General features: G+C 37.7%; 21 protein-coding genes. 4 read left to right on the top strand and 17 right to left on the bottom strand.

The window, feature by feature from the left end; all coding sequences use genetic code 11:
* Positions 1–117 precede the first annotated feature (117 nt).
* From ACLLO5_RS00455 to ACLLO5_RS00465, 3 genes are all read right to left on the bottom strand, one after another.
* Positions 118–4,083 (bottom strand): response regulator, encoded by a 3,966-nt coding sequence (locus ACLLO5_RS00455; RefSeq protein WP_413173537.1) that lies wholly within the window; start codon positions 4,081–4,083, stop codon positions 118–120.
* A 434-nt stretch (positions 4,084–4,517) separates the two neighbouring features.
* Positions 4,518–5,579, bottom strand: a complete 1,062-nt coding sequence (locus ACLLO5_RS00460) for an EAL domain-containing protein (protein ID WP_413173538.1) — start codon at positions 5,577–5,579, stop codon at positions 4,518–4,520.
* 114 nt (positions 5,580–5,693) lie between these two features.
* Positions 5,694–6,086 carry a response regulator gene (locus tag ACLLO5_RS00465; protein ID WP_413173539.1) on the bottom strand — a complete coding sequence of 131 codons (393 nt, stop codon included), beginning with the start codon at positions 6,084–6,086 and terminating at the stop codon, positions 5,694–5,696.
* 335 nt (positions 6,087–6,421) lie between these two features.
* Between ACLLO5_RS00465 and ACLLO5_RS00470 the strand changes: the two genes are divergently transcribed.
* Together ACLLO5_RS00470 and ACLLO5_RS00475 are read left to right on the top strand one after the other, a co-directional pair.
* A complete protein-coding gene (locus tag ACLLO5_RS00470; RefSeq protein WP_413173540.1) occupies positions 6,422–7,957 on the top strand; it encodes a response regulator in 1,536 nt (511 codons plus the stop codon).
* A gap of 128 nt (positions 7,958–8,085) precedes the next feature.
* Entirely contained in the window at positions 8,086–9,237 is a 1,152-nt protein-coding gene (locus tag ACLLO5_RS00475; protein WP_413173541.1) for a response regulator, read from the top strand.
* A 2-nt stretch (positions 9,238–9,239) separates the two neighbouring features.
* Here the strand turns inward: ACLLO5_RS00475 and ACLLO5_RS00480 are convergent, their stop codons facing one another.
* The 7 genes from ACLLO5_RS00480 to ACLLO5_RS00510 form a co-directional block, all read right to left on the bottom strand.
* Positions 9,240–10,463 carry a response regulator gene (locus ACLLO5_RS00480; protein ID WP_413173542.1) on the bottom strand — a complete coding sequence of 408 codons (1,224 nt, stop codon included), beginning with the start codon at positions 10,461–10,463 and terminating at the stop codon, positions 9,240–9,242.
* Between the two features lie 348 nt (positions 10,464–10,811).
* Positions 10,812–11,138 carry a low molecular weight protein tyrosine phosphatase family protein gene (locus ACLLO5_RS00485; RefSeq protein WP_413173543.1) on the bottom strand — a complete coding sequence of 109 codons (327 nt, stop codon included), beginning with the start codon at positions 11,136–11,138 and terminating at the stop codon, positions 10,812–10,814.
* Positions 11,139–11,253: 115 nt separating this feature from the next.
* Complete coding sequence (locus tag ACLLO5_RS00490) at positions 11,254–11,409, bottom strand: UPF0175 family protein (RefSeq protein WP_413173544.1); 156 nt, start codon at positions 11,407–11,409, stop codon at positions 11,254–11,256.
* 112 nt (positions 11,410–11,521) lie between these two features.
* A complete protein-coding gene (locus ACLLO5_RS00495; RefSeq protein WP_413173545.1) occupies positions 11,522–11,725 on the bottom strand; it encodes a hypothetical protein in 204 nt (67 codons plus the stop codon).
* A 40-nt stretch (positions 11,726–11,765) separates the two neighbouring features.
* Positions 11,766–12,083 (bottom strand): helix-turn-helix domain-containing protein, encoded by a 318-nt coding sequence (locus ACLLO5_RS00500; protein WP_413173546.1) that lies wholly within the window; start codon positions 12,081–12,083, stop codon positions 11,766–11,768.
* A gap of 138 nt (positions 12,084–12,221) precedes the next feature.
* Positions 12,222–12,857, bottom strand: a complete 636-nt coding sequence (locus ACLLO5_RS00505) for a DUF3226 domain-containing protein (RefSeq protein ID WP_413173547.1) — start codon at positions 12,855–12,857, stop codon at positions 12,222–12,224.
* Between the two features lie 11 nt (positions 12,858–12,868).
* A complete protein-coding gene (locus tag ACLLO5_RS00510; protein WP_413173548.1) occupies positions 12,869–13,993 on the bottom strand; it encodes an AAA family ATPase in 1,125 nt (374 codons plus the stop codon).
* 265 nt (positions 13,994–14,258) lie between these two features.
* Between ACLLO5_RS00510 and ACLLO5_RS00515 the strand changes: the two genes are divergently transcribed.
* Both ACLLO5_RS00515 and ACLLO5_RS00520 read left to right on the top strand, forming a co-directional pair.
* Positions 14,259–14,519: an AbrB/MazE/SpoVT family DNA-binding domain-containing protein gene (locus ACLLO5_RS00515; protein WP_413173549.1), complete on the top strand. Its 261-nt coding sequence runs from the start codon at positions 14,259–14,261 to the stop codon at positions 14,517–14,519.
* The gene (locus ACLLO5_RS00520) at positions 14,507–14,836 is read left to right on the top strand and encodes a type II toxin-antitoxin system PemK/MazF family toxin (RefSeq protein ID WP_413173550.1); all 330 of its coding nucleotides are present in this window, start codon (positions 14,507–14,509) and stop codon (positions 14,834–14,836) included. Before ACLLO5_RS00515 ends, ACLLO5_RS00520 begins: the two co-directional genes overlap by 13 nt.
* Here ACLLO5_RS00520 and ACLLO5_RS00525 read toward each other — a convergent pair.
* The 7 genes from ACLLO5_RS00525 to ACLLO5_RS00555 all read right to left on the bottom strand — a co-directional run bounded on the left by ACLLO5_RS00525 (position 14,813) and on the right by ACLLO5_RS00555 (position 23,535).
* Positions 14,813–15,064, bottom strand: coding sequence for a type II toxin-antitoxin system Phd/YefM family antitoxin (locus ACLLO5_RS00525; protein ID WP_413173551.1), 252 nt, complete (start codon positions 15,062–15,064; stop codon positions 14,813–14,815). The two genes, ACLLO5_RS00520 and ACLLO5_RS00525, sit on opposite strands and share 24 nt — an antisense overlap.
* A gap of 58 nt (positions 15,065–15,122) precedes the next feature.
* Positions 15,123–15,575: a GUN4 domain-containing protein gene (locus ACLLO5_RS00530; protein ID WP_413173552.1), complete on the bottom strand. Its 453-nt coding sequence runs from the start codon at positions 15,573–15,575 to the stop codon at positions 15,123–15,125.
* 217 nt (positions 15,576–15,792) lie between these two features.
* Positions 15,793–18,585, bottom strand: coding sequence for a preprotein translocase subunit SecA (gene secA / locus ACLLO5_RS00535; protein ID WP_413173553.1), 2,793 nt, complete (start codon positions 18,583–18,585; stop codon positions 15,793–15,795).
* 268 nt (positions 18,586–18,853) lie between these two features.
* Positions 18,854–19,396 (bottom strand): cytochrome C, encoded by a 543-nt coding sequence (locus ACLLO5_RS00540; protein ID WP_413173554.1) that lies wholly within the window; start codon positions 19,394–19,396, stop codon positions 18,854–18,856.
* 42 nt (positions 19,397–19,438) lie between these two features.
* Positions 19,439–21,253, bottom strand: coding sequence for an ATP-binding protein (locus ACLLO5_RS00545; RefSeq protein ID WP_413173555.1), 1,815 nt, complete (start codon positions 21,251–21,253; stop codon positions 19,439–19,441).
* A gap of 146 nt (positions 21,254–21,399) precedes the next feature.
* Complete coding sequence (locus ACLLO5_RS00550) at positions 21,400–22,308, bottom strand: AAA family ATPase (protein WP_413176205.1); 909 nt, start codon at positions 22,306–22,308, stop codon at positions 21,400–21,402.
* 126 nt (positions 22,309–22,434) lie between these two features.
* The gene (locus ACLLO5_RS00555) at positions 22,435–23,535 is read right to left on the bottom strand and encodes a bifunctional riboflavin kinase/FAD synthetase (protein WP_413173556.1); all 1,101 of its coding nucleotides are present in this window, start codon (positions 23,533–23,535) and stop codon (positions 22,435–22,437) included.
* Between the last annotated feature and the right edge of the window lie 63 nt (positions 23,536–23,598).

Consider the following 23,598-nt stretch of genomic DNA (forward strand, 5'->3'; position numbering starts at 1 on the left):
CTTCTAAATGGCAGTTGACGGCAGTTGCTACAAGTCGGGAAATCCGTCCACCGCACTGCCTCCTCCTGACTCCTGACTCCTGATTCCTGATTCCTGAATTCTACTGTATTATCCTATTCATTTTATATGTTTTGGAGAATACTCCAAACATAACTGCACAATCCTCTCAAAGAGAAATTTATTGACCAACTCCGTTAATGCTTGCGCTAGATTTGCATGTGGTTCAGGAATTTTATCTATCAAGTCAATTGTTTGACGTTTGCTACATCTACTAGCAGCTTGAATTAATTGGGAAATCCATTCATCAGGCATAACTTGTAAAGATGCAGGAGAAAGAATAAAAGATGAAGATTGTTCCTCTTTTGCACCAATATCTTTTGCTGTTTCTGCGTATATGTATTTGATTCCTAAATGTTCAGCCAGCTTATTCAATAAAAATTCCTCTCTAAAAGGCTTACGAATAAAATCATCACAACCTATAGATAGAATATAAGTCCGCTGTTCTTCAAAAGCACTAGCAGTTAAAGCAATTATTTTGGTTGTTTGTAAAATATCAGTTGAATTATTCATTTCCATAGCCCGAATCTTTTGTGTGGCTTCGTAACCATTCATGACAGGCATTTGTATATCCATGAATATTAAATGAGGTTGGCATCGCTGCCATAATTCCACACCTTCTTGACCATTTTCGGCTGTGTATACTTCAAATCCTAATGGTACAAGTAATTCTACTAAAAGTTGTTGACTCTCCCACTGGTTTTCTACAATTAATAACCGATAAGCTGGTTCGTCAGGTGCAATGTGAATGACTCGATTTTTGGGCAGTTGGTTAGGAATATTCACATTTTCAGCCCCATCTACCTGGATATTGAATCGAAATGTGCTTCCCTGTCCGACAACGCTTTCAACTGTAATTTCACCTTGCATTAATTTGACAAATTTCTGACTAATAGTTAATCCTAGTCCTGTTCCTTCATGGGCATCAGTGTTTCTGGCTTGAACAAAAGGGGTAAATAATCGTTTTATATCGTCTGCTGCAATGCCTGTTCCGGTATCTTCTACTTCAAATAACAAGGATGTAGAAATTGGATTTTTATAATCTTTGTTGCTTATTTTTCTGACACGCAGTGTTACTTTTCCTTTCTGGGTAAATTTAATCGCATTTCCCAGCAGATTTAGTAAAACTTGGCGTAATTTGACTTCATCGGTGGAGATGTATTGGGGTACATCCTGGGCGCAATCAAAAATGAGTGTTAATTCTTTACAATCAGCTTTTAACCGCAATAAATCTTCCAGATTAATAAGTAGATAATATAAATCAAAACTAGTTGTATTTAGCTTGATTCTACCTGCTTCGATCTTGGACATTTCTAATACATCATTAATGAGTTCTAAAAGGTGTTGCCCACTGCGGTTAATAATATCGAGATGTGATTGATGTTTTTGATTGAGAGAAATATCACGACTCATAACTTGAGTAAAGCCCATGATAGCATTTAAGGGAGTCCTTAATTCATGGCTCATATTGGCTAGAAATTCACTTTTAGCCCGGTTCGCTGATTCAGCTGCGTCTCTTGCTTTTTCTAGTTCTAGGGATTGTTGTTGAATTTGAGTAAATAATTCTGCTTGATAGAGGGCAATTCCTAACTGATTACTAATATTTATAACCAGATTAATTTCATTTTGTTTCCATTGTCGAGGAGCAGAGTTTTGATAAACTGCTAATAATCCCCATAGTCTACCAGAGTTAAAAATTGGGACAATAGTATAAGATCTGGCTTGAATTTTTTCTAAAAGTTGCTGATAACAATCAGTAAATCCGGCTGTATATATGTCTTCTACAGCACGAAAGTTTGGTAAGTCATTGTAACTGCGTCCTTTGGTGTTTTGAAAATAAGAATCTTGCAAATAGTTTTTCTGCTCAATTTGAGCAGTTTTGGTTGTTCTATCAACTTGTCTTCTATCAAAATTTTTAACAGTACATTCCTGACTGAGATTGATATTTTCTTGGAATTGGGGGTGATTTGGCGCTGGATTATTGGGGTCGTGCCAGAGTTTAATCCATCCACTGGTGACAGACTCAGCGACAAATTCGCCACTCCAGTCAGGGTAGAAGCGATAAATCACAACGCGATCGCATTTTAGTAGCTCTTGTAATTCTTCTGTGGTGGTGCGGAAAATCTGGGCAATATCCAAGGTCTGACGCATCTTTTCCACTACCAGCAATGTTGCTCTTTGCTGTTCTATATTTTCTTGCAATGCGTGTTCAAATAATTGCCTCTCTAATTCTGCACCTGCGCGAGCTGCAAAAATTCTTAAAATGAGTTCTGTGTTCTGGGTTTTCACCATTGGTTTGGTGTCCAAAACTTTCAAATGTCCCAGAATATTACCCATTGAATCATTGAGAGCGATCGCTAAATAGCTTTCCACTTCCAATTTGGTCAAATGTTCATGGTCTGGAAACCAGGACTGAATCTTATGGGAATAATATACGATGTCTCCAGAACATATCTGTTCACAAGGAGTTCCTTCTACCTTGTACTCAAATTCCTCACCAAAGTCTTCTCCTTGCCAGTATGCTAAGGTGCGAACCTTGGTTTTTGTTGGATCTGTAAATCTGGTGACAAAAGCGTAGCGAACTTGTAAAACTTCTGCTAAATAACGCACCAGTGAACGAAAAAACTCATTTCCTGTTGTCGAAGCTGTACCTTCCACAATTAGTTGTAAGGCTGTTTCCTGACGTTTGCGATCGCTAATATCTGTATGAGAACAAATAAATCTCGTCGGTTTACCATTTTCATCCCACAGAGCCTGACCACGCTCTAAAATCCATTTATAACTACCATCTTTGCATTGTAGGCGATATTCTTGCATCAGAAAAGGAATTTCCCGATTAAGATGATTAGAATTTGTTTGTACCACCAACTTCAAATCATCTGGATGAATGCGTTTCGTCCATTCCTCAATATTATTAGAAATTTCTTGATCTTGATAGCCCAGTATTTCCTTCCAGCGAGCAGAATAAAAAACCTCAGATGTTTGTAAATTAAAATCATAAATCCCATCTTGACTAGCTTGAATTGCTAGTTGCCAGCGTTCTTCACTTTTTCTTAATTTTTCCTCTGCCTGTTGGCGTTTAGTTTCTATTTGCTGGGCGCTGATAAACTTACCAATGCTTTGAGCCATCAATTCAATAATTTCTTGTTCGTGATTCTCAAACTGATCAAATCTGGCAATCGTTGAAAAAAAGCAAAGTGTACCATAAATTTTTCCATCTACCCAGATAGGAGTGCCAATGTAAGATTCTATTTTCAGGCTTCGGTAGAGTGGATGACAACACATCTCTTCTATTGTGCCTACATTTTGGAATGTAACTGTTTTTTCTTGCTCAACTACTTTTCCACAATAAGCATCTGAAAGATTGATTTCTAATCCAGGAACTAATGACTCAAACTCCGATTTAACAGCTAAAAATGAATAAGTTTGATGATTAATTTTACCCACTGCTCCTGCTGAAAAACGCAGGACTTTACAACCTGTATCTAAATAATCTAAAAACAGATCATCAACATGATAAAAATCAGTCATATTGATCCGATGTAACTGCTTGAGGCTAGAACTAAAATCAGCCAATGCTTGGGTTTTTTGCAGTAACTGTTCATTCTGTTCAACTAACTGATTTTGTAACCTACGAATCCGTAGTTGATTTTCTACCCTGGCAATTACTTCTTGAGTTTGAAATGGTTTAGCAATATAATCAGCCCCACCTAAAGTAAATGCTTTTACTTTATCTAAAGGCTCTTCTAAAGCACTAATAAAAATTACAGGTATATGAGAGGTTTTTTCATTTGTTTTGAGCCTGTGGCAAACTTCATAGCCATTCATATCGCTCATCATAATATCCAGCAAAATGAGATCAGGCAACTTAGCTTCAACTGATCTTAATGCCATTTCACCATCTGGTGCAGATCGCACTTTATAACCATATTTGGAAAGTACCTTGGATAATATAACGAGATTGACGGGATTATCATCAACCACCAAGATATTTGCTAAGAATTGCGAGGTTTGCTGCTGGCTCATCTTGTTTTTTCAGGGCTGGTGAGCATGATTTTGATTGTTTGCACCTACTGTTATCTAACAAAAGGCTCTTGCGTTGTTTTTATGGTTATAAAGAATTATGCCCTTCTTTTAAATGAAATGTCTACAGAATAAGGCTTTCAATAATGGCTCTTAGGTACATATTATGCAAAATCTAGGCAAAAAATCGCAAAAAGCTTCATCTGTATAAGATAGGAGGCATAGTTTTTAACATTATTGCCAAATATTGCCTCTTGCCCCTGTTCCCTGTTAACGCGCAGCGTGCCGTAGTACAGGTTGGCGTAAATAAACATACCATTCTCAATCGCTAAAAAGCTTACTCCATACTACTTTTGACTTTTGACTTTTGACTTCCGCCTTGCGGTAGTAGGCTCTATTGTGAATTTTGAACTCACAGCTTTACTAGCAGTTATTCATTAGCAGCAGTTATTCATTAGCAATTTTGCGACTGCATAATTTTCTAAAGGTTTAGCAAAAAAATATCCTTGTCCCTGGTTACAACCAAGCAATTGTAGCTTTAAAAATTGCTCAACTGTTTCCACTCCCTCTGCAATCACTTCTAATCCTAAAGTATGTGCCAAATTAGTAATAGCTTGAACTACTTGCTTGCCATTTGGAGAATTTAACTTCTGCACAAAAGAACGATCAATCTTTAATACATTCAAGGGTAGTTCACAAAGTCGGCTCAAGGAAGAATAACCAGTACCAAAGTCATCAATATACACCCGTACTCCCAGACTTTGCAGTTTCTCCAACGTTTTCTTCGCAGTTACAGCATTTTCCATCATCACACTCTCAGTAACTTCTAATACTAAGTTACGAGACTTTAAACCTGTTTCCTGCAAAATCTGCTCAACTTGTACAATTAAATCACAGTTGGCTAACTGTCTACTGGAAACATTAACACTGATCGTTAAATTATGATAATCATCTGGAAATTGGTGTTGCCAAGTACGCAATTGATGACAAGCTGTTTGCAAAACCCATGTACCAATATCGCAAATTAAGTTACTTTTTTCTGCCAAAGGAATAAATTGTTCAGGAGATATCGTTCCTAACTCTGGGTGTTGCCATCGCAACAAAACTTCAAATCCTAAGATTTCATACTTCTTGAGAGAAACAATCGGCTGGTAGCAAAGTGTAAACTCATTGCGAATTAGCGCCATTTTTAGATCCCGCTCTAATCGCAGTTGAGCTAGTGCTTCACTAGATAAAAATGTAGTTTGAGCCTCTGGTTCTCCCTCAATGGCATTGGTAAGGCGCATTAGCCTGTCTACGTTACTGATAGCAATATTTACCATTCTTAATTCCTGTTGAGAAAGATTACCTAACTTCCCAGAGCTTAAAATGTCCAAGGCTACCTGAATTACTGTCAAAGGGGTACGCAACTCGTGACTTATATCCCCACCTATTTGATCTGAGAGATTGGGAAGAGGAACATGATCGGATGGAATATGCATGGATTGAATAATAGTCATAATACTTCTATACTCGCTTAAAAGTAAATTAATGAATTGTCCAGTTACTTAGTAGGCTGATAATTTAGTCATCTTAAGTTTGAATTATGGAAAATTTGTGGAGAAATGTCAAAGTTAGAGAAGACTCAAATCATTCCATCCTAGAGATACTAACAACTGTTGAGCTAATTGGGCAGGTTTAAAAGGTTTGGCAATCATGGCTTTAATCCCCAAGTTAGCAAAACGCTGTTGATCTGATACTTGAACTTTTGCTGTGAGGAGAATTACAGGAATATGCTTTGTGTTTGGATTAGCCTGGAGTTTCTCAAATGTCATCACCCCATCCATATCTGGTAACATCACATCCAGCAAAATTGCATCAGGCTGTTCAGTCTCGGCTTTGTGTATGCCTTCCATGGCTGTGCGCGCTAAAATAACATCTAATCCTGCCATAATTTCCAGGCTAATTTTAGCAACCTCGCGGATATCATCTTCATCATCAATCACTAATACTTTTTTCGTTGTCATAGATAATTTCCTTGCTGTTGGTGTAAGTAAGTGGGCTTGAACATTTATCGTTAGGATAACTCAGGAGGCAGGAGAAAAGAGGATATGAGTCTCGTTGATTTTTCTTCATATATTTATTATTTAGTTGTTCCTACCTACTTAGCTTGTCTGACAGAAAACGAGGTATGGCGTGTGGGGTGCAGAGAAAGATTGTTTGCTCTATACTCTATAAGGATGATGCTTAACCACAAATGCAGTAACATTACTTATAATCAAATCCTATCTCATTGCTATAAAATTTGACTAAAGGTTAAAAAACTTAAAAGTAGGGAAAGATTAAAAAAAAATAAAAGCCTATGAGGATTCTGCTAGTAGATGACGATGAAGGTATAGTAGAAGTTTTAACAAAGCTGCTACTACAGCAAAACTATGTTGTAGATATAGCCAGAGATGGTGAGGCTGCCTGGGAACTAGTAGAAGGCTTTCAGTATGATCTAATTTTGTTGGATGTGATGTTGCCAAAACTAGATGGCATCAGCTTTTGTCGTCGTCTAAGAGAACAAAAAAATCCTGTTTTAGTAATGCTTTTGACTGCCCGTGATACCACAACAGATAAACTACAAGGGCTGGATAGCGGAGCAGATGATTATGTTGTCAAACCGTTTAATGTCCAAGAATTAGCAGCTAGAGTCCGTGCCTTGATTCGTCGTGGAAGCACCTCTTCTTCTCCTACACTGGTATGTGGTAATTTACACCTTGATCCAAATTTACATGAGGTGACTTATCAAGAACATCTGATGCAATTCAGTCGCAAAGAATACCTATTAGTGGAGTTGTTTCTCCGCAACCAAAAACGGATTTACAGTTGCAGAGATATTATTGATCAACTATGGGCATTTGATGCTGAACCACCTAATGAATCGACAGTTAGATCCCATGTTAAAAATATTCGTCGCAACTTAAAAGCAGTTGGTGCAGGTGATTTTTTGGAAACGGTTTATGGACAAGGATACAGAATAAATCCTACTTTTATCACTACATCCAATCATGCCACAAATCAAAATCATGTTAATGCCGAGAAACAAGAAAATTTAGATGCTTCGATAGCAGAAATTTGGCAGCAGACAAAAAACTTAACTTTTGAACGTTTAATCGTTTTAGAACAAGTTTTTTCGTCTCTTGTCATCGGTATATTTAATGCAGAAGTTCTCAAAAATGGTGTCCAAAATGCCCATAAACTTGCTGGATCTCTGGGTATGTTTGGATTTGAGCAAGGAAGTTTTTTAGCTAGACAAATAGAAGTTCTACTAGAATCTAATTTTCACTTAGAATCGCATTTTTCGCTAAGTTATCGACAAGAAGTAGCTAAAAAAATAGAGCCGTTGCTGATTTCTTTACGTCAGCACCTAGAAGCAAATACTAACGAGTTAATTAATTTAACTGGTAGAAAATTAGAAGACTTGAGCCAATCTGAGCCGATTAATGCCAAAGTTTTAGCAGTAGATGATGATCCACAAATTTTGCTTACCCTGCAAACATTACTTGAACCTTTGGGTGTGCAGTTAACTTGTTTGACTAATCCAGATCATTTCTGGGAAGCTGTGGCATATAACCAACCAGAGTTTTTAATTCTGGATATTAATATGCCTAGTGGTACTGAAGGTTTAGATTTGTGCCGGGCTGTACGTGAAAATCATGACTGGAATTGGCTGCCGATTCTATTCTTGACTAGCTGTACGGATGTAGAAACCTTGCAAAAAGCATTTGTGATAGGTGCAGATGATTATTTAACTAAGCCCATTGTGCCGAAGGAACTGTTGATCAGAATTAGTAACCGTCTCCAACGCATCCGTACCATCAAAAATCAGATGGAAAAAAATATGATTAAATAAGTGATTGGATGATCTAAAAATTAGCAGTTAGCTATGGTAAACCTTTATATAATCAGGAGTTGAGGATTTAATGTGATCAGAATATTTATTTATAGAGCAGTCAGTCAACTTTAAATTATAGTTTACTTATGAATAATTTGCAGACATATTCCTATAAAGCTAACATCTTAATTGTTGATGATACACCCAATAACTTGCATTTACTCTCCAGTATGTTGGAGGAACAAGGGTATGAGGTGCGTTGTGCTAACAGTGGTGCGATCGCACTGAGGGCTGTGGAAATGGAGCATCCAGATATTATTCTGTTAGATATCAATATGCCAAATATGAATGGCTATGAGGTTTGTGAGCGGTTAAAACTTGATCCGCAGACTCACGACATTCCAGTAATTTTCCTCAGCGCCCTCAGCGAAACAATAGATAAAGTCAAAGCTTTTCGTATAGGAGGGATAGACTACATTACCAAACCTTTTCAATTAGAAGAAGTGCTAGCTAGAGTTGAAAATCACATCAGCTTGCGACGGATGCAAATAGAACTGCAACAAGCAAAAGCTCAAGCCATCAAGGCTTTAGAACAAGAACAAGAACTCAATCGTCTGAAATCAGAGTTTGTATCCATGATTTCTCATGATTTTCGGAATCCACTCACCAGTATCCAAGGTTTTGCAGGATTACTTGAATGTGGTAGTAAACTTCCTTCACCGGAAATAATTAACCGTTATGTTTCTAAAATTAATGATGCTGTTGATCATCTACTCTGTTTATTAGATGAAATACTGCTCATTGGTAGTATAGAATCTGGAAAAATACAATATCGCCCTGTATCAGTGAACTTAGAAGAATTTTGTCATGAACTCATAGATACTCTGCAATACAGTCTAGGTAATCAACATCAAATCTGTTTTAGTTGCTCTGGCAACACACAGGCAGAAATGGATATAGTATTACTCCAGCGAATCTTGACAAACTTACTTTCTAACGCTATTAAATATTCTCCATCTGGATCAAAAATTGATTTGGAATTGGAATGTCAGCATCATGTTGCTATATTCCAAATACGTGATCAAGGAATGGGAATTCCGTTAGAAAATCAATTACATTTGTTTGAAGCTTTTTATCGCTGCAATAATGTGGGTGACATTAAGGGGACAGGTTTGGGACTAGCGATTGTGAAAAAATGTGTTGAAGTTCATCAAGGAGATATTTCACTGGAGAGTCAAGAAAACTTAGGCACAACATTTACTTTATCCTTACCTCGTTATTATCAGAGTGAGTCCTAACATTACTCTTTATGAGACGAACACAATTCTTGCTCGTTGAGAAGAGGCAGTACACAGGAATTAGATAAATTTACATTTTTTGGTGCTGTTCTTAAATATTTATCTATTACGCCCCAAACTTTATTGCTAGATACAGGCTTGGTAATAAAATCTGTGGCACCAAAGGCTTTAGCTCTAGCTCTATCAAAAACACCATTACTTGCTGTTAAAATAGCTAGCGGTGTATTGGCAAAAGCAGAAGTACGTCGTAAATTCGAGCAAAGTTCGTAACCATTGAGACCGGGCATAATTAAGTCTAAGAAAATCAAGTCTGGTTTATTTTCAATCAAAATTGGTAAAGCTTGTAGAGAATCTTCTATTTTGAGAAATCTCATCCCATTGGCAATAATGATTTTTTCCAGGAGTTGACATACTTGAGGACTGTCATCTACACAAGCTATCAGTGGAGCATTCACGTTAGAAGTTGCTGTTTTAATTAGCTCGTAGTTTTTGACGTTTTTAAATGGTAAAGGTAAGTCAGGTATTTCTATCAGTGCAGTTATGCCTTGATGAATATAAGGAAGTAATGAACGGGTGATTGATAAAACATTCTGTTTCATTTTGACAGCTAAATCCCACAGAGTATTTTTACCGTTAATTAATACTTCAAAATTTTTGTAAACACCTGGACTTACTTGCTTTCTTAGTGCTTCTGGTTTGATTAGTAGTGGTGCTAAATCAGGAGAAAAACCAGCTAATCCAGCTTTTGTCCAATTATTCCAGAAGTCCTGGATGTTTTGAAAAAATAAGTTGCTTGTGGTGGAATTAACTGATGCTTCTAAGATGATATTTTGCTGACGTTCGTACATCAAAGATGCAGAATTTACATTTTGTGCTAAATCAAATAAAAGTTCAGAAATTGTGCTTTCCACAATGTTATTCATTTGTTCAGCTTGAATTTTATCACTTTGACATAATTTTTCTAGACAGCGATAATCCCAATACTCTATAGATGTATCTTCTTCAGTGTTTAACAGTAATTGATTAATATCAACAGAAGGACAATTTTTAATTAAATTTCTCCGCAATCTTCGAGATGGATGAGTTCCTCCTGTTGCCCATACTAGTTGTCCTTGATGGTAATAGAAAGCCCATTGTTTTCCTTCGGCATTTTTAATACTTAACTGACCGTTGTATCTTGATTGTGTACAGATTTTTAATTCTTGCAGGGGGTGAATAGATTTCATAGGTTTTAAGTTATTTTATGTGTTTCTAAGTAATTGATATGCTTCTAAGTGCAAGAAGACAGAAAGTAATGCTGTTTTCTCCTAGAGATGCTACACGATAGTCTTTGTGTATGAATAGTTGGGAGGGTTTGCATCCCAAGCAACCTTATAGTTTTAATTTAGACAAACATTGTGCAAAAGTTGTGGAAAATATACTTAATATATGTTTAATTTTTGAAATTTAACTAAATCAGCCCAAACCCAAGCTTTAGAAAGTCTTCCAAGGATTTTGGATTTTAAAATTGATCTCATAAAGCCGGGGGTTAGTATAGTCAAGGAATTAGTGGTCACAACCGGAAAAATACCTAATTATGTTCCCAATAATGGTAAAACTTTACGTTTTAACAACTCTATTAAATCTGCTTGCATATATTCATATTCATCCGGGATATCTAAACAGATGACTTTTTTATCTTTGAGAAAGGGTTGAAAGTTCTTAGATAGCTTACTTTTATGGGATTTTTCCATCACAAAAATAATATCAGCCCAGGTAATAGATTCTGTGGAAACTGGGTTTTGAGCGGTTCTGTCTAAACCTGCGGAGTCTACTTCCAGTCCTGGATATTCTGAAAATACAGCTTCAGCGGTGGGACTACGAAGCCTATTTTGGCTACAGAGGAATAATAGTTTTTTCATTTATATAGCAATTACCATCATATAAGGTACAACCTGTAATAATTAAACGCAGATGGACGCAGATAAACGCAGATGATTTTTTACTTTACCAACTAGGAAATGCTAGATTAATGTGTTAGGGTTCAGTAATAGTTTTGACATCTTCCAGTAAATCAACTTCAGTATAATGACGTTGAATTTTTCTGTTTCCTAAAAGCTGCTGAAATTCCCAAACAGACAAATTAGCTAAACGTCGCGCTTGACCAAAAGTAAAGATATTTTGAGCATACAATTGTCAAGCCAATTCTTGACGAATGGCTTGCTCACCTTCGTTAATTAAATTAGATGATAATTGTAAATTAATGGAAGTCATAAGCTGTAAAATAATACTTGATGTCAATATATTAACAATCTTGTTTTATTGCTTCACTCATTAGCTGTAAATCTTCTTTGGGTATTGAACCAGCAAATTTTAATAATTCTTTACCGGGAACACCTTTGATTTTTGAATTTGTCAAATTGCGGGCAAATTCCAGGACTTGATATTGCAAGTCTTGAGGCATTATTTTTAATTGTTCAATAATTTGGTCAGAAATAGATACATTCATAATATTTATTCCTAGTATTGTGAATTTTCAGAAGCGCAAATTAAACGACAGTTATCCGTGCATCATCTCTAGATTTAGGTTTGACTGTAATTTCCACATCAATTCCCAACGTATTCAGAAATCTAAACATTCTTTCCAGAGAAAAACCTGTAAGTCTTCCTCTCATTAAAGCAGAAACTTTTGGCTGGTCAATTCCTAATAATTCAGCCGCTTCAGCTTGGGTAATATGACGTGCGGTGATAGCGTTACTGATTTTTCGTGCTAGTTCTGCTTTTGCAAGCATTTCATCTGGGTTGGGTAAATCTAAATCAGCAAATACGTTACCGCTACTGCTTGTTATTTCAATCTTTTCTGTCATGTTTATTTCCTTTTCTCTTACTGATAAACTTGTTTATAATGCTGTTTTGCTCTTTCAAGTCTTGCTAGAATTAAGTCAATGTCTTGCTTAGGTGTAGCAATACCATATACTCTTGTTCAGGAACATGAGGAAAAATTTTTAATTAAATAACCGTGTTAACCAGTCAGTAAACTTTATAGCAATATTTGTATGAGGACGAAGAGTTTGTTTAGTAATTGCCTGTCCCATAGGATATCCTGGTTCATCTTGCCAAGCTAGATATGTGTGAATAATTGCTTTACTAAGATGCAATGATTGAAAAGTTGTTAATTTATTAATTTGTGCTTTCGTAACACATTCTTTCGCAAATTCTAAAGATTTAGGTTCTGCTAATTCTGCACAAAAATCCTCTAATTTACCAGAATCTTGATTATTTGGCATCAACCAAAATCCAAGTTTAGGTTCATCTTCAATACCCTTAATTATTGTTCCATGCTGATCAGGAATCTTAGGTAAGTTATAGCTATAATGAGTTAATTTGCCTTTAATACTTGCCCATCTTCCTTCTAGAGAAGGGCTATCAGCATCAAGCATTACTCCGATGACTTGAGGAGCATTAGGACGGGATATCAAAGCATTTAAACGCTTTAAGACTTCTTTATCTGAACCGCATTCATATATGCCAAAAGTTTGAGGAACTTGGTGAGCTTTACACAAAGCCATAACAACATGACAATCATTTTTACCTTCCAAAAGTAATACTTTATCGGTATCTTGTTTACAGATATCTTTCATACTATTTCTCTTTATCTTGTTTCAACTTCCATTTCAATAGAATCTGCCAATGTTTCCGAAGAATATTCTTTTACTTTAATCAGATTATTTTTAACTTCTAGTCTAAAGAAAGCACCAAGTAACGGATACTTATTCCATGCACTATCAAAACCATTTACACAATCACGACTATGTGTGGTTGCAAATACTTGAACATTGAGCTTTTCGGAAAAATGAAAAAGAATCTCCCAAACTTTAGGTTGTACTGTCCAATGCAAGCCATTTTCAAATTCATCAATTAACAAAATTCCATCTTTCGCATTCACGAGAGCTACCATGATATGAAATAAACGATTTAAACCATCACCCATACTTTTAAGAGGTAATGGTTCATCTATACCTTCAACTTTTACTAGAGGAATACGATTGTCACTACTACGGCCTTTACTAATATCTTCTACAAAAGCGACTCCTGATATCTTAGGTTCAATCAGTTTAAGAGCAGAAATCACCTCTGATTCCAAACTGGTTAAACTTGTCAAATCCCATAGAGCAGCTAATTTTCGGTTAGGCATATTCTCTGTTGAGACAAATTGCCATTTGTATTTTAATTCAGAATCTTGTCGTTCATAAACAACTCTAGAACCACGTCTAATTTCTCTAAAATCCTTATCTAATCTCAAGATTCTTCGAGTTTTTTCGCCTTCTTCTGCTACGAGAATAACTTCAATATTTGATAAGTCTTCATATAGTTGCTCCGCAGAAATGCGAATTCTTTTCATTGTCCCTTCATCATCAGATTTAATCTGATATACAGCAACGCCGATGTTAATTTTCGAGGTTGAAGAAATTTCTCCAACAATGATACCTTGTTCTCCTATGTCGGGTAATTTATGACTAAAAAATAGATGCCGTATGGGATTACTAAGAAAATTTGGAGGATGTTGTTGTGCTTCACTAATCCAAGATCCTTGCCTTGATTCGACAAGCTCAAGTATAGTCATAGGGGAAGCATTACTGGCATAGAGTTCTACTGCTTCGAGAAATGTACTCTTACCAGCATTATTCATACCGACAATAAGGTTAATATTACTTAATTTTTTAACCTCTATTTGATCAAAAAGTCTGAAGTTACGTATTTGAAAAGACTTCAGCATAGAAACCTGACCTAATCCTTTTTCATTAGTTTACAAGAGATTGGAGCATACAGCATCCCTACAAATAAATTAACAAAGTTAATTTCTTTCCTTCTCATCATAAAACAAAGAGTCAGAAAATACCTATCAGCGCCTACGCGTCTCTGCGTGAAAAAAACATCTTAACCCATCCCCGAAGTTTACACCCTTGCTTCCAGCTTTCTAGTTGACTATTCCTATCCTTGTAATTACAATGTAAATACTATTCTATCCTCAATTACAAAAAATGGGTACAGCAATCAAAACTCGAATAGTCAAAATCGGCAATTCCCAAGGACTGCGTATCCCCAAAACCCTATTAGAACAAAGCGGAATTAACTCAGAAGTAGAAATAGAAGTTCAAGGAAATCATCTCATTATTCGCCCAGTTGAACAAGCAAGAATGGGTTGGGAAAAAGCATTTATAGAAATGGCAGAAAAACAAAATGATGTTCTATTAGATGATATCAACACAACAGAATGGGATGACAATGAATGGCAATGGTAGTCAACAGATTTGATGTATTACTAGTTAATTTTGACCCTGCCATTGGCAGTGAAATTAAAAAAACACGCCCTTGTTTAATAATTTCACCCAACGAAATCAACCACCATATTTCCACCGTAATTGTTGCACCAATGACAACCAAAGGGCAACCATACCCCACAAGAGTAACCTGTAAATTTCAAGGAAAAGAAGGACAAATTGTACTTGATCAAATTCGCACAATAGATAAAACTCGATTAGTTAAACTTTTGGGTCAAATTAGTGAAGAAGAACAAAAAGCAGTGCTGGATATATTAGCTGAAATGTTCGCTGAATAATGACAACTTTTCTTCAGTCATTCCTTTAGCTTCAGCCTCTTTTCCCACCTGATCACAAAACTCCTGAAACTCCCTTTTCAACAAACCTTTAAGTCTTTGATACTCAACAACAGAAAGCACAACCACCAAATCTTCATCTTGACCCTGAATAGTAACAGGTTCTTTTTGAGCTTGATCTAAAAACTCTGCAAAATTCCGTTTTACCTCACTAGCAGAAAGATAAATCATAAAATACCCCCTTTCCTCCTATCCTAACTTATCTCACCTCTTGCACTTAAATCATTCATCAACCACACTCTCTTACTCTATTTAGAAGTAACCGCCATCCAGCACTAGCGAAACGAGCAGACCAGTACATAGAAAATGTACTAGGAACAAGCCAAGTTATAGGTAAATGGCCAACAGGAGCATCATTAGTAAAATTGATTTGTTCATAATTTATCCAATTGTCTTCACGACACCAACCAACCTGTTCAGCTAGTAGAAAATAGTCTTGATTTACGGCTGCATGGATATTAGCAATGATACTAAATCCAAAACGCATATTACTAGATTCAGTCCAAAGCTGATCTAGAATTTTTAATTCTGAACAAGGAAATTTTTGAATATCACTTGCAGTTATTAGCAGTTCTTTTCGGTTATTAGCTCCAGTAATTTGCAGCATTATTTTTCTAGTTTCAATATCTGCTTCTTTCCAGGATGATTGAGTTAATAACCTATGTAGTTTAGTATAGTCCATATTTGATATTTTTATCTAGCAATGCAAAAGCTAACATTATCAGATATAAAATTCTCTTGCCTTAAATTTATAGTTTACACTAAGGCCATCAAAACTCTTCCTTCGCGTCCTTCGCGCCTATCCCTTCGGGACGCTACGCGAACGCGGTTCATTCCCCAAAAAACAAAAGACGCAGAAAAAACTCTCTGCGCCTCCCTTGTCTCTGCGTGAAAAAAACCTAAACCATTTCTGAAGTCTGCACAGCTTGTTGTGGCTGAGGCTGGAACATAAACAGCGAATAAACCACATCACGGCGGATATTCACCATCATATCCAAGAACAACTCATAACCCTCACTCTTATACTCAATCAGAGGGTCTTTTTGACCATAACCACGCAAACCAACAGACTCACGCAACGCATCCATTTGTTGCAGATGTTCCCGCCACAAAGTATCTATGCGTTGGAGAATAAAAAACCGTTCCGCTTGACGCATCAAACCCGGTTGAATTTGGTCAATTTGCGCCTCTTTCATATCATAGGCAATACGCGCTTGTTCATGGAGGAAAGCCTTAATTTCCGGTACTCCCATATCCTCCAACTGACTGGCTTGCATATCAGCCAACAGGTAAACAAACTCCTTCACCTTTTCCACCAACTTTTCTAATTCCCATTCTTCCGAAGGTAAATCAGGGTTGATGTAATAATCAACGATGTCATCCATCGTTTTTTCTGCGTATTTAATTACCTGTTCCTTCAAGTCTTGACCTTCCAACACCCGGCGACGTTCCGCATAGATAGCACGACGTTGGTTGTTCATTACTTCGTCATACTCAAACACCTGTTTACGGATGTCGTAGTAATAAGTCTCAACCTTTTTCTGTGCGCCTTCCAAACTGCGGGTTAACATACCCGACTCAATAGGCATATCTTCTTCTACTTGGAACGCATTCATCAAACCAGCAACGCGATCGCCCCCAAAGATCCGCAATAGGTTATCCTCTAAACTGAGGAAGAATCTTGTCGTTCCTGGGTCGCCTTGTCTTCCCGCCCGTCCGCGTAACTGGTTATCAATCCGGCGCGATTCATGGCGTTCTGTACCAATTACGTGCAGTCCACCTCTACTGACCACATCATCATGTTCAGTGCTGGTGAATTCTTCATACTCATGCTTAATACGTTGGTAAGCTTCCCGCAATTTTTGAATTACAGGGTCGTCCGTAGGTGCTTTTTCCGCGGCTACAGCTACCTTATCTTCTGCTTCCAATTCTGGTAAACTGCGATCGCCATAAGCTTTTACTGCTACCTCCACCGCATCTTTTAACAGCTGTTCTGTTTCCTTCGATAGCTGGGTGGGGAAAATTTCTGGAGAAGCCCGCCAAGTCTTCACCTTTTTACCAGGAACAAAGCCTTGGCCACCTCCGCTACCACCCATAGGTAGCCCAGAAGCCCTTTGCATACTAAAAACATCTTCATCCTCTGGGCTGACGATACGGGGCATAAAATATTCCCGCAGCTTCAACCGCGCCATATACTCAGAGTTACCACCCAGAATGATATCTGTACCCCGTCCCGCCATGTTGGTGGCGATCGTTACAGCACCTCTGCGTCCTGCTTGGGCGACAATTTCCGCTTCCCGTTCCACATTTTCCGGTCTAGCGTTGAGTAACTCATGGGGAATATTGATTTCCTTCAGGAGTCGGCTGAGAAGTTCAGATTTTTCGACACTGGTTGTACCCACTAACACAGGTCTACCATTTTCGTGCATTTCTGCACATTCTTTAGCGATCGCTCTCCATTTTCCAGGTTCAGTCTTAAACACCATATCAGACAGGTCTTCCCGTCTTCTCACCCGGTTGGTAGGAATAACACTGACTTCCAGTTTATAAATCTTTTCAAACTCCACCTCTTCCGTTTTTGCAGTTCCCGTCATTCCCCCCAACTTGGGATAAAGCAAAAACAAATTTTGATAAGTAATAGTTGCCAAAGTTTGAGTTTCAGGCTGAATTTCTACGTGTTCCTTCGCCTCAATCGCCTGGTGTAAACCATCACTCCAGCGTCGTCCCGGTAGTACCCGACCCGTAAATTCATCCACAATCACCACTTCATCATTGCGGACAATATAATTCACATCCTTGAGGAACAATTCCTTAGCCTTAATCGCATTAAAGACAAAATGCGCCCAAGGATTTTCCGGGTCAAACAAATCCGTCACACCCAACAGATTTTCCGCTTCTGCAAAACCCTCATCAGTTAAAAGAACATTACGATCCTTTTCATTCACATCATAATGTTCATCTTTTTGCAGAGTAAAAGCAATTTCCGCCGCCTGCAAATATTTTTCTGTCGGTCTTTCCACCTGACCAGAAATAATCAACGGAGTCCGGGCTTCATCAACTAAAATTGAATCTACTTCGTCAATAACACAGAAATTAAAGGGACGTTGCACCACCTCAGCCATAGAGGTAGCCATATTATCCCGCAGGTAATCAAAACCTATCTCACTGTTAGTTACATAAGTAATATCACAGTCATAGTTTTTCTTCCGTTCCGTCGGGTTCATAGTAGCTTGAATCAGCCCCACACTTAAACCCAAGAACCGATGTACCTGACCCATCCATTCTGCGTCCCGACGTGCCAGGTAATCATTCACAGTAATAACGTGAACACCTTGACCTGTTAGCGCATTTAAATAACTCGGTAAGGTAGCCACCAAGGTTTTACCTTCACCAGTTTTCATTTCCGCAATTTGCCCAGAGTGGAGAATCACCCCACCTAATAATTGCACATCAAAGTGTCGCAACCCTAAAACACGCCGTCCTGACTCCCGCACAACAGCAAAAGCTTCCGGTAAAATATCATCCAGAGTTTCACCCTTAGCCAGTCGTTGTCTAAATTCAGCGGTTTTACCTTTTAACTCATCATCAGAAAGTGCTTTAATTTCTTCCTCTAACAGGTTAATTTCTGTAATGTAAGGCTGGTATTTTTTAAGTTTACGAGCGTTGGGATCGCCCAACAAGAGTTTTAGCATGGCAGTTTATGGAACTAAATCAAGGGGGATGGAAATTAAAGGTTTTAGCTAATAGCTATATAATTATAGACACTTAACACAACCCAGCCGTTTTGGTTATAGATGGCCAGGAAACGAGAATTTACTCAAAAACCAAATTAAAAAACCCCAATCACCTTGATATGACGATTGGTTTTAATTCTTATCTTAATATTTAAACTCCTTCATCGTATCATTTTGCCCTGAGAACAGGTGACAGGTGACAGAAGGAAGTTTACCAATCACCAATTTATTTATCCCATTCTGGAGTCAGGCTACGGAAATTAAACTCTCTTGCACCTAAATGACAACTAACACAACTGTCCATGTTTACAGGGTTTGGTAATTTTACACCAGGATGTAAAGCCTTAAAATAACGGGATCTATTCAGACGATAAGGTATTTCTTCATCTTGAAGCTGCACACGGGAGAAAGTAGAAACATATTTCCACACCAAAATGCGTTGTGGATCGACTAAAGGCTGAATCTGTGCGCCATAATGCTGGGAGTCTTCCAGGAGATTCTTCCAAGTTTGGGTGGGAAATACCGCTGGTGGTAAAGCAATGTGACAGGTAGAGCAATTTTCTATGTATAATTCTTGCCCTAGTTGGTAATTTGCGGGTACTACGTCAACTGTACCAACTGAGGAAGCGGGGTTAGCTGCGTTGGCGCTGGTGGCTAAACCTAGTATAAATCCCATAGCTACACTCCAAGCGAAAATCACCAGCATGACAATCAGCAGTTGGCGTTTCATTCGTTGATGGGATGGTTTGCGCGTGATTAAATTTGACATAAATCTGGCATTAGGCATTAAAGTTAAATTAAAAACAAAGATTTACATTTCCTTATACTTTTGTACATAAACTTTTCTATTACGTAAAAATATAGGTCTTGTACTTTCTAAAGCTTTTTTAGCTGATTCTAATTTCTCAAACTCAACAATCGCAAAACCTCTACTATTTCCAGACATTCTATCTTTAGGAATATATACATCCGAAATTTCCCCAAATTGACTAAATAATGTTTCTAAATCCTGCTCATTAGCATTAAAATCTACATTACCAATAAATATTTTCGCATAATCTGAAGTATCATTACTTTCAGACACTCTTGCACTATCTATCATGTTATAAGGTAATATAATCTGAAATCTGGCAATGCTTTTTTTTGAAATACCCTGCTCTTTTGCAAGTCTCTGTGCGTCAACAGAAGAAATTTTACTAACTAAAATACCCATTTTTCTTAAACTTTCTACTAATTGACGATAATAATCAGTATCCACAATACCAACATTTTCAAAAATTTCTTTAGGAGAAATTAATCTGCCATTTATTCCCAGCTTTACTATAGTTTTCTGTTCTCTAGAAAGTTGTAAATGTTCAAAATTATCTAACCAAATTTTCTCTTCTTTGGTGTAGATAAATTTATAAAATAGTGAGACAATAAAAGACTTATTAGGTGAAGAAATTTCCGGTTCAACCAATTCATTACTTTTCATTAATGCAAACATTCTGCGAATACCTTCACCAAGTTCGCGGATATAACCAAACTCTCTTAAAACTCTGGCAATATAGGTATTTCTAGTTTCGTGTGCGCCTTTGAGTTCTTTTAAATCTTTAATTGTATATTTAGATAATAATTTTCCTGGACTTAGCACCTCTAACCTATCGTCAAATCTTCTAATTTCAATTCCGCGCCCTTCAATACTATAATCTCTGTGAGTAATAGCATTAATCAAAGCTTCTTTGCAAGCTAGTTCAGGATAAATTACTTGGGTTTTAAATAGTCCATCACTGGAATATCGTGTTTCAGTTAAAGCTGGGCGTAGTGCTTCCCAACTTTCTTGCATGAGTTTAAATATATTCCCAGTCACTTCTGCTACTTCGTTTACATTATAGTCAGGTGCGGGTTTTTCTTCTGTACCATTTACCCTTAATATTCTGACTTGTGAACGAGGATGCCATTTAGTAGGATTTTTGGCGAATAATAATAAAGCTGCCCGTCTTAATCTTAAACGATCACCATCAAATTCTGCTAGTTCCACATATTGTAAAAATTTTTCTGGTGACATAGATTTATGTTTAGTTATTTCTTGTGCGACTGTTGTCACAAGTTCTAAGTCTAAATCTCTGACACTGGCTAAATCTACAAATTGTCTATCATACTCTCTGGAAATTGCTTCTTCTCTCAAAAATCTAATACTATCGGCAGATGTTGGTACACTTTCTCTGTCTTTACGCTGAAAACATTCTCCTTTGGATGTTTGGTGGACAAATTTAGTACCCTTATCAATAGAAAAGTAAGCTATTTTTTTTCCTTCATAGTCAATCAGATTTTTGCGCTTGATAGATAGTGGTGTATCTCTTAAAACATAGTTTTCAGGGGCATTAAAAATAGTGTTTATTTTTTCTTCTGTAAAAGGTAAGCCTGTTACCGTATTATTATCTTCTATACCCACAAAGAGTTCTCCACCATCAGCGTTAGCAAATGCCACTAGTGTTTTAGCTATATCAGCACAGATTTCTTTTAGCTCTCGTGGCTGTTTGTGATTAGGATCACCCTGTAAGGCACTTTTAAACTCACGATAATAACTCTCGCCTAATTCTAAAGCGATTTCAATTCTTTCTTTGAGTCTTAAAAGGTCTTCCATAATTATTATTTGTAATTTTTTGTTTAATTAATTTTTGTAAAGTCCACAGATTATTTTGGTTTAAGTCTGTGGTTAGTTTTTTTCTAGTGCGATCGCTTCTTTGGTGCTGCAATTACTAATTGTAGCGCGATCACACTATGTTTAAATTAAGGAATAGCAACCGATCGCAATATCCGATCAACTACAGTTTTAGCATTCCTTCCCCCTCTCGGAATCAGGCGATGACAAAGAACATGAGGTGCAAGAAACTTCACATCATCGGGGATAGCATAATCTCGTCCTAAAATAAAAGCTAATGCTTGGGTTGCTTTTTGTAATGCCACCGTACCACGGGGACTTACACCCAGAGTAATTTCCTCATCCTGTCTGGTTGTCCGCACCAATTCCAATATGTATTGTTGCAAAGATGTTTCTACTTTTATCTTTGAGCAAAGTTGGCGTAATTGGGCTACTTCATCCAAGGTAATACAAGGCTGCAAATCAGCTAATTGAATCCCATTGTCTAGATTTTGCAGCATTTGTAATTCATCTGACTCCGAAGGATAACCCAAACTCAAAGACAGCATAAATCGATCCATCTGTGCTTCTGGTAAAGGGAAAGTCCCTTGGTACTCAATGGGGTTTTGAGTAGCAATCACAAAAAAGGGCTGAGGAACTGTGCGAGAGACACCATCAACTGTTACCTGACGTTCTTCCATGACTTCCAGCAAAGCTGACTGGGTGCGAGGGGTAGCGCGGTTAATTTCATCAGCTAGTAGGACGTTAGCAAAAATAGGCCCAGGCATAAAAGAAAATTCGCCGCTTTTAGGATTCCAAATATTTGTGCCGGTAATGTCTGTGGGAAGTAAATCAGGTGTGCATTGTAGCCGTTGAAATCTGCCATCTACAGAACGTGCTAAAGATTTGGCCAGGAGAGTTTTACCAACTCCAGGCACATCTTCTAACAAAGCGTGACCACCACCAAGCAAAGCAACCACCACCAAGCGGATAGCTTCATGTTTACCAACGATGGTACGAGCCAGATTTTGTGTTAAAACGTCGATTTTTTCTCTCATGCTGACTTGGTAATGGGTAATGGGTAAAGTAATGGGTAATGGGTAATAGGGACTGCTTTCTAACAATTACCAATCACCAATCACCAATCACCAATATATACAGTGTTCCCTAGTTATCATCCAAATTCAGTGTGATGCCAAAATTTCTCTGGCTATGGTGCAGTCCAGTTGAATTTGGGTTTTTAAGGCTTCTAGGGAAGGAAATTTTTGTTCTGGGCGCAAAAATTTGACTAGCTGAACAACTAGTTTTTGACTGTATAAATCATCAGACCAATCAAATAGATGTACTTCTACAGATGAATTAGTACCATTAACGGTGGGGCGGTTGCCGATATTCATCACTCCTAAGTTCTGAGTAGGAGACGCATCTGGGTTTTGGCTGTGGATGAGAACCTGTACTGCGTAAACTCCTTGACGGGGTAAAAATTTGTCTTTTGGTAGTTGCAGGTTTGCTGTGGGAAAGCCAATGGTTCTACCTAATTTTTGTCCTGGTATCACTACACCGGTGAGGGTATAAGGTCTTCCTAGTAGGCGGTTGGCTTTTTCAATATCTCCTGTTTCCAAACTTTGACGAATTAATGAAGTGCTAATCCGATTGTCCTCGGTCAGTGTGGTGTTGATGTCACTGTTGTTTGTGGACAAGTCATGTATATCAGTTTGGATGGGAACTATGGTGACGGGGATATTGAATTTGGCGGCGAGTGTTTGCAAATCTTGTGCCGTACCCATGCGCTTTTTACCAAAACAGAAATCTTCGCCAACACTGATTTGTTGACACTGGAGTTGTTGGACAAGTATTTTTGCTACGAAGTCTTGGGGTGAGAGGGCTGATAGGTCTTTATCGAAGGGTAATAATACCAGTTGTTCTACCCCAAGCGATCGCAATTGTTCAACTTTTTCATCAAGTGGTGTCAGCAAAGCACGGGGTTGTCCTGTAAAAAATTCCTGTGGATGAGGATCAAAGGTAACTACGGTGGAATGTATACGCTCTTTTTGTGATTCCAGGGGTGTTAGATTTGCGGTTTGACGGGATGATTTTTCAGCTAAGTTATCCCCATCTTCCCGTCTTTCTTGATCCTGGGCTAAGGGTAAAATTGGTTGAATTACCCTTTTATGACCAATATGAACACCATCAAATTTGCCAAGAGCAACAGCAGTTGGTGTTAGTATTCCTTCAGTTGAAGAAGCAACCCACACGGAACACCCATTTTGAGACAAATTTAGCACGTGGATTCTGGGATTTTAGGTTTATTCTAGCTGTCAGCAACAAGCTCTGTCACTTCTATTTTT

The organism is Anabaena azotica SJ-1, from assembly GCF_047275885.1.
Lineage (GTDB): Bacteria > Cyanobacteriota > Cyanobacteriia > Cyanobacteriales > Nostocaceae > Trichormus_B > Trichormus_B azotica_A.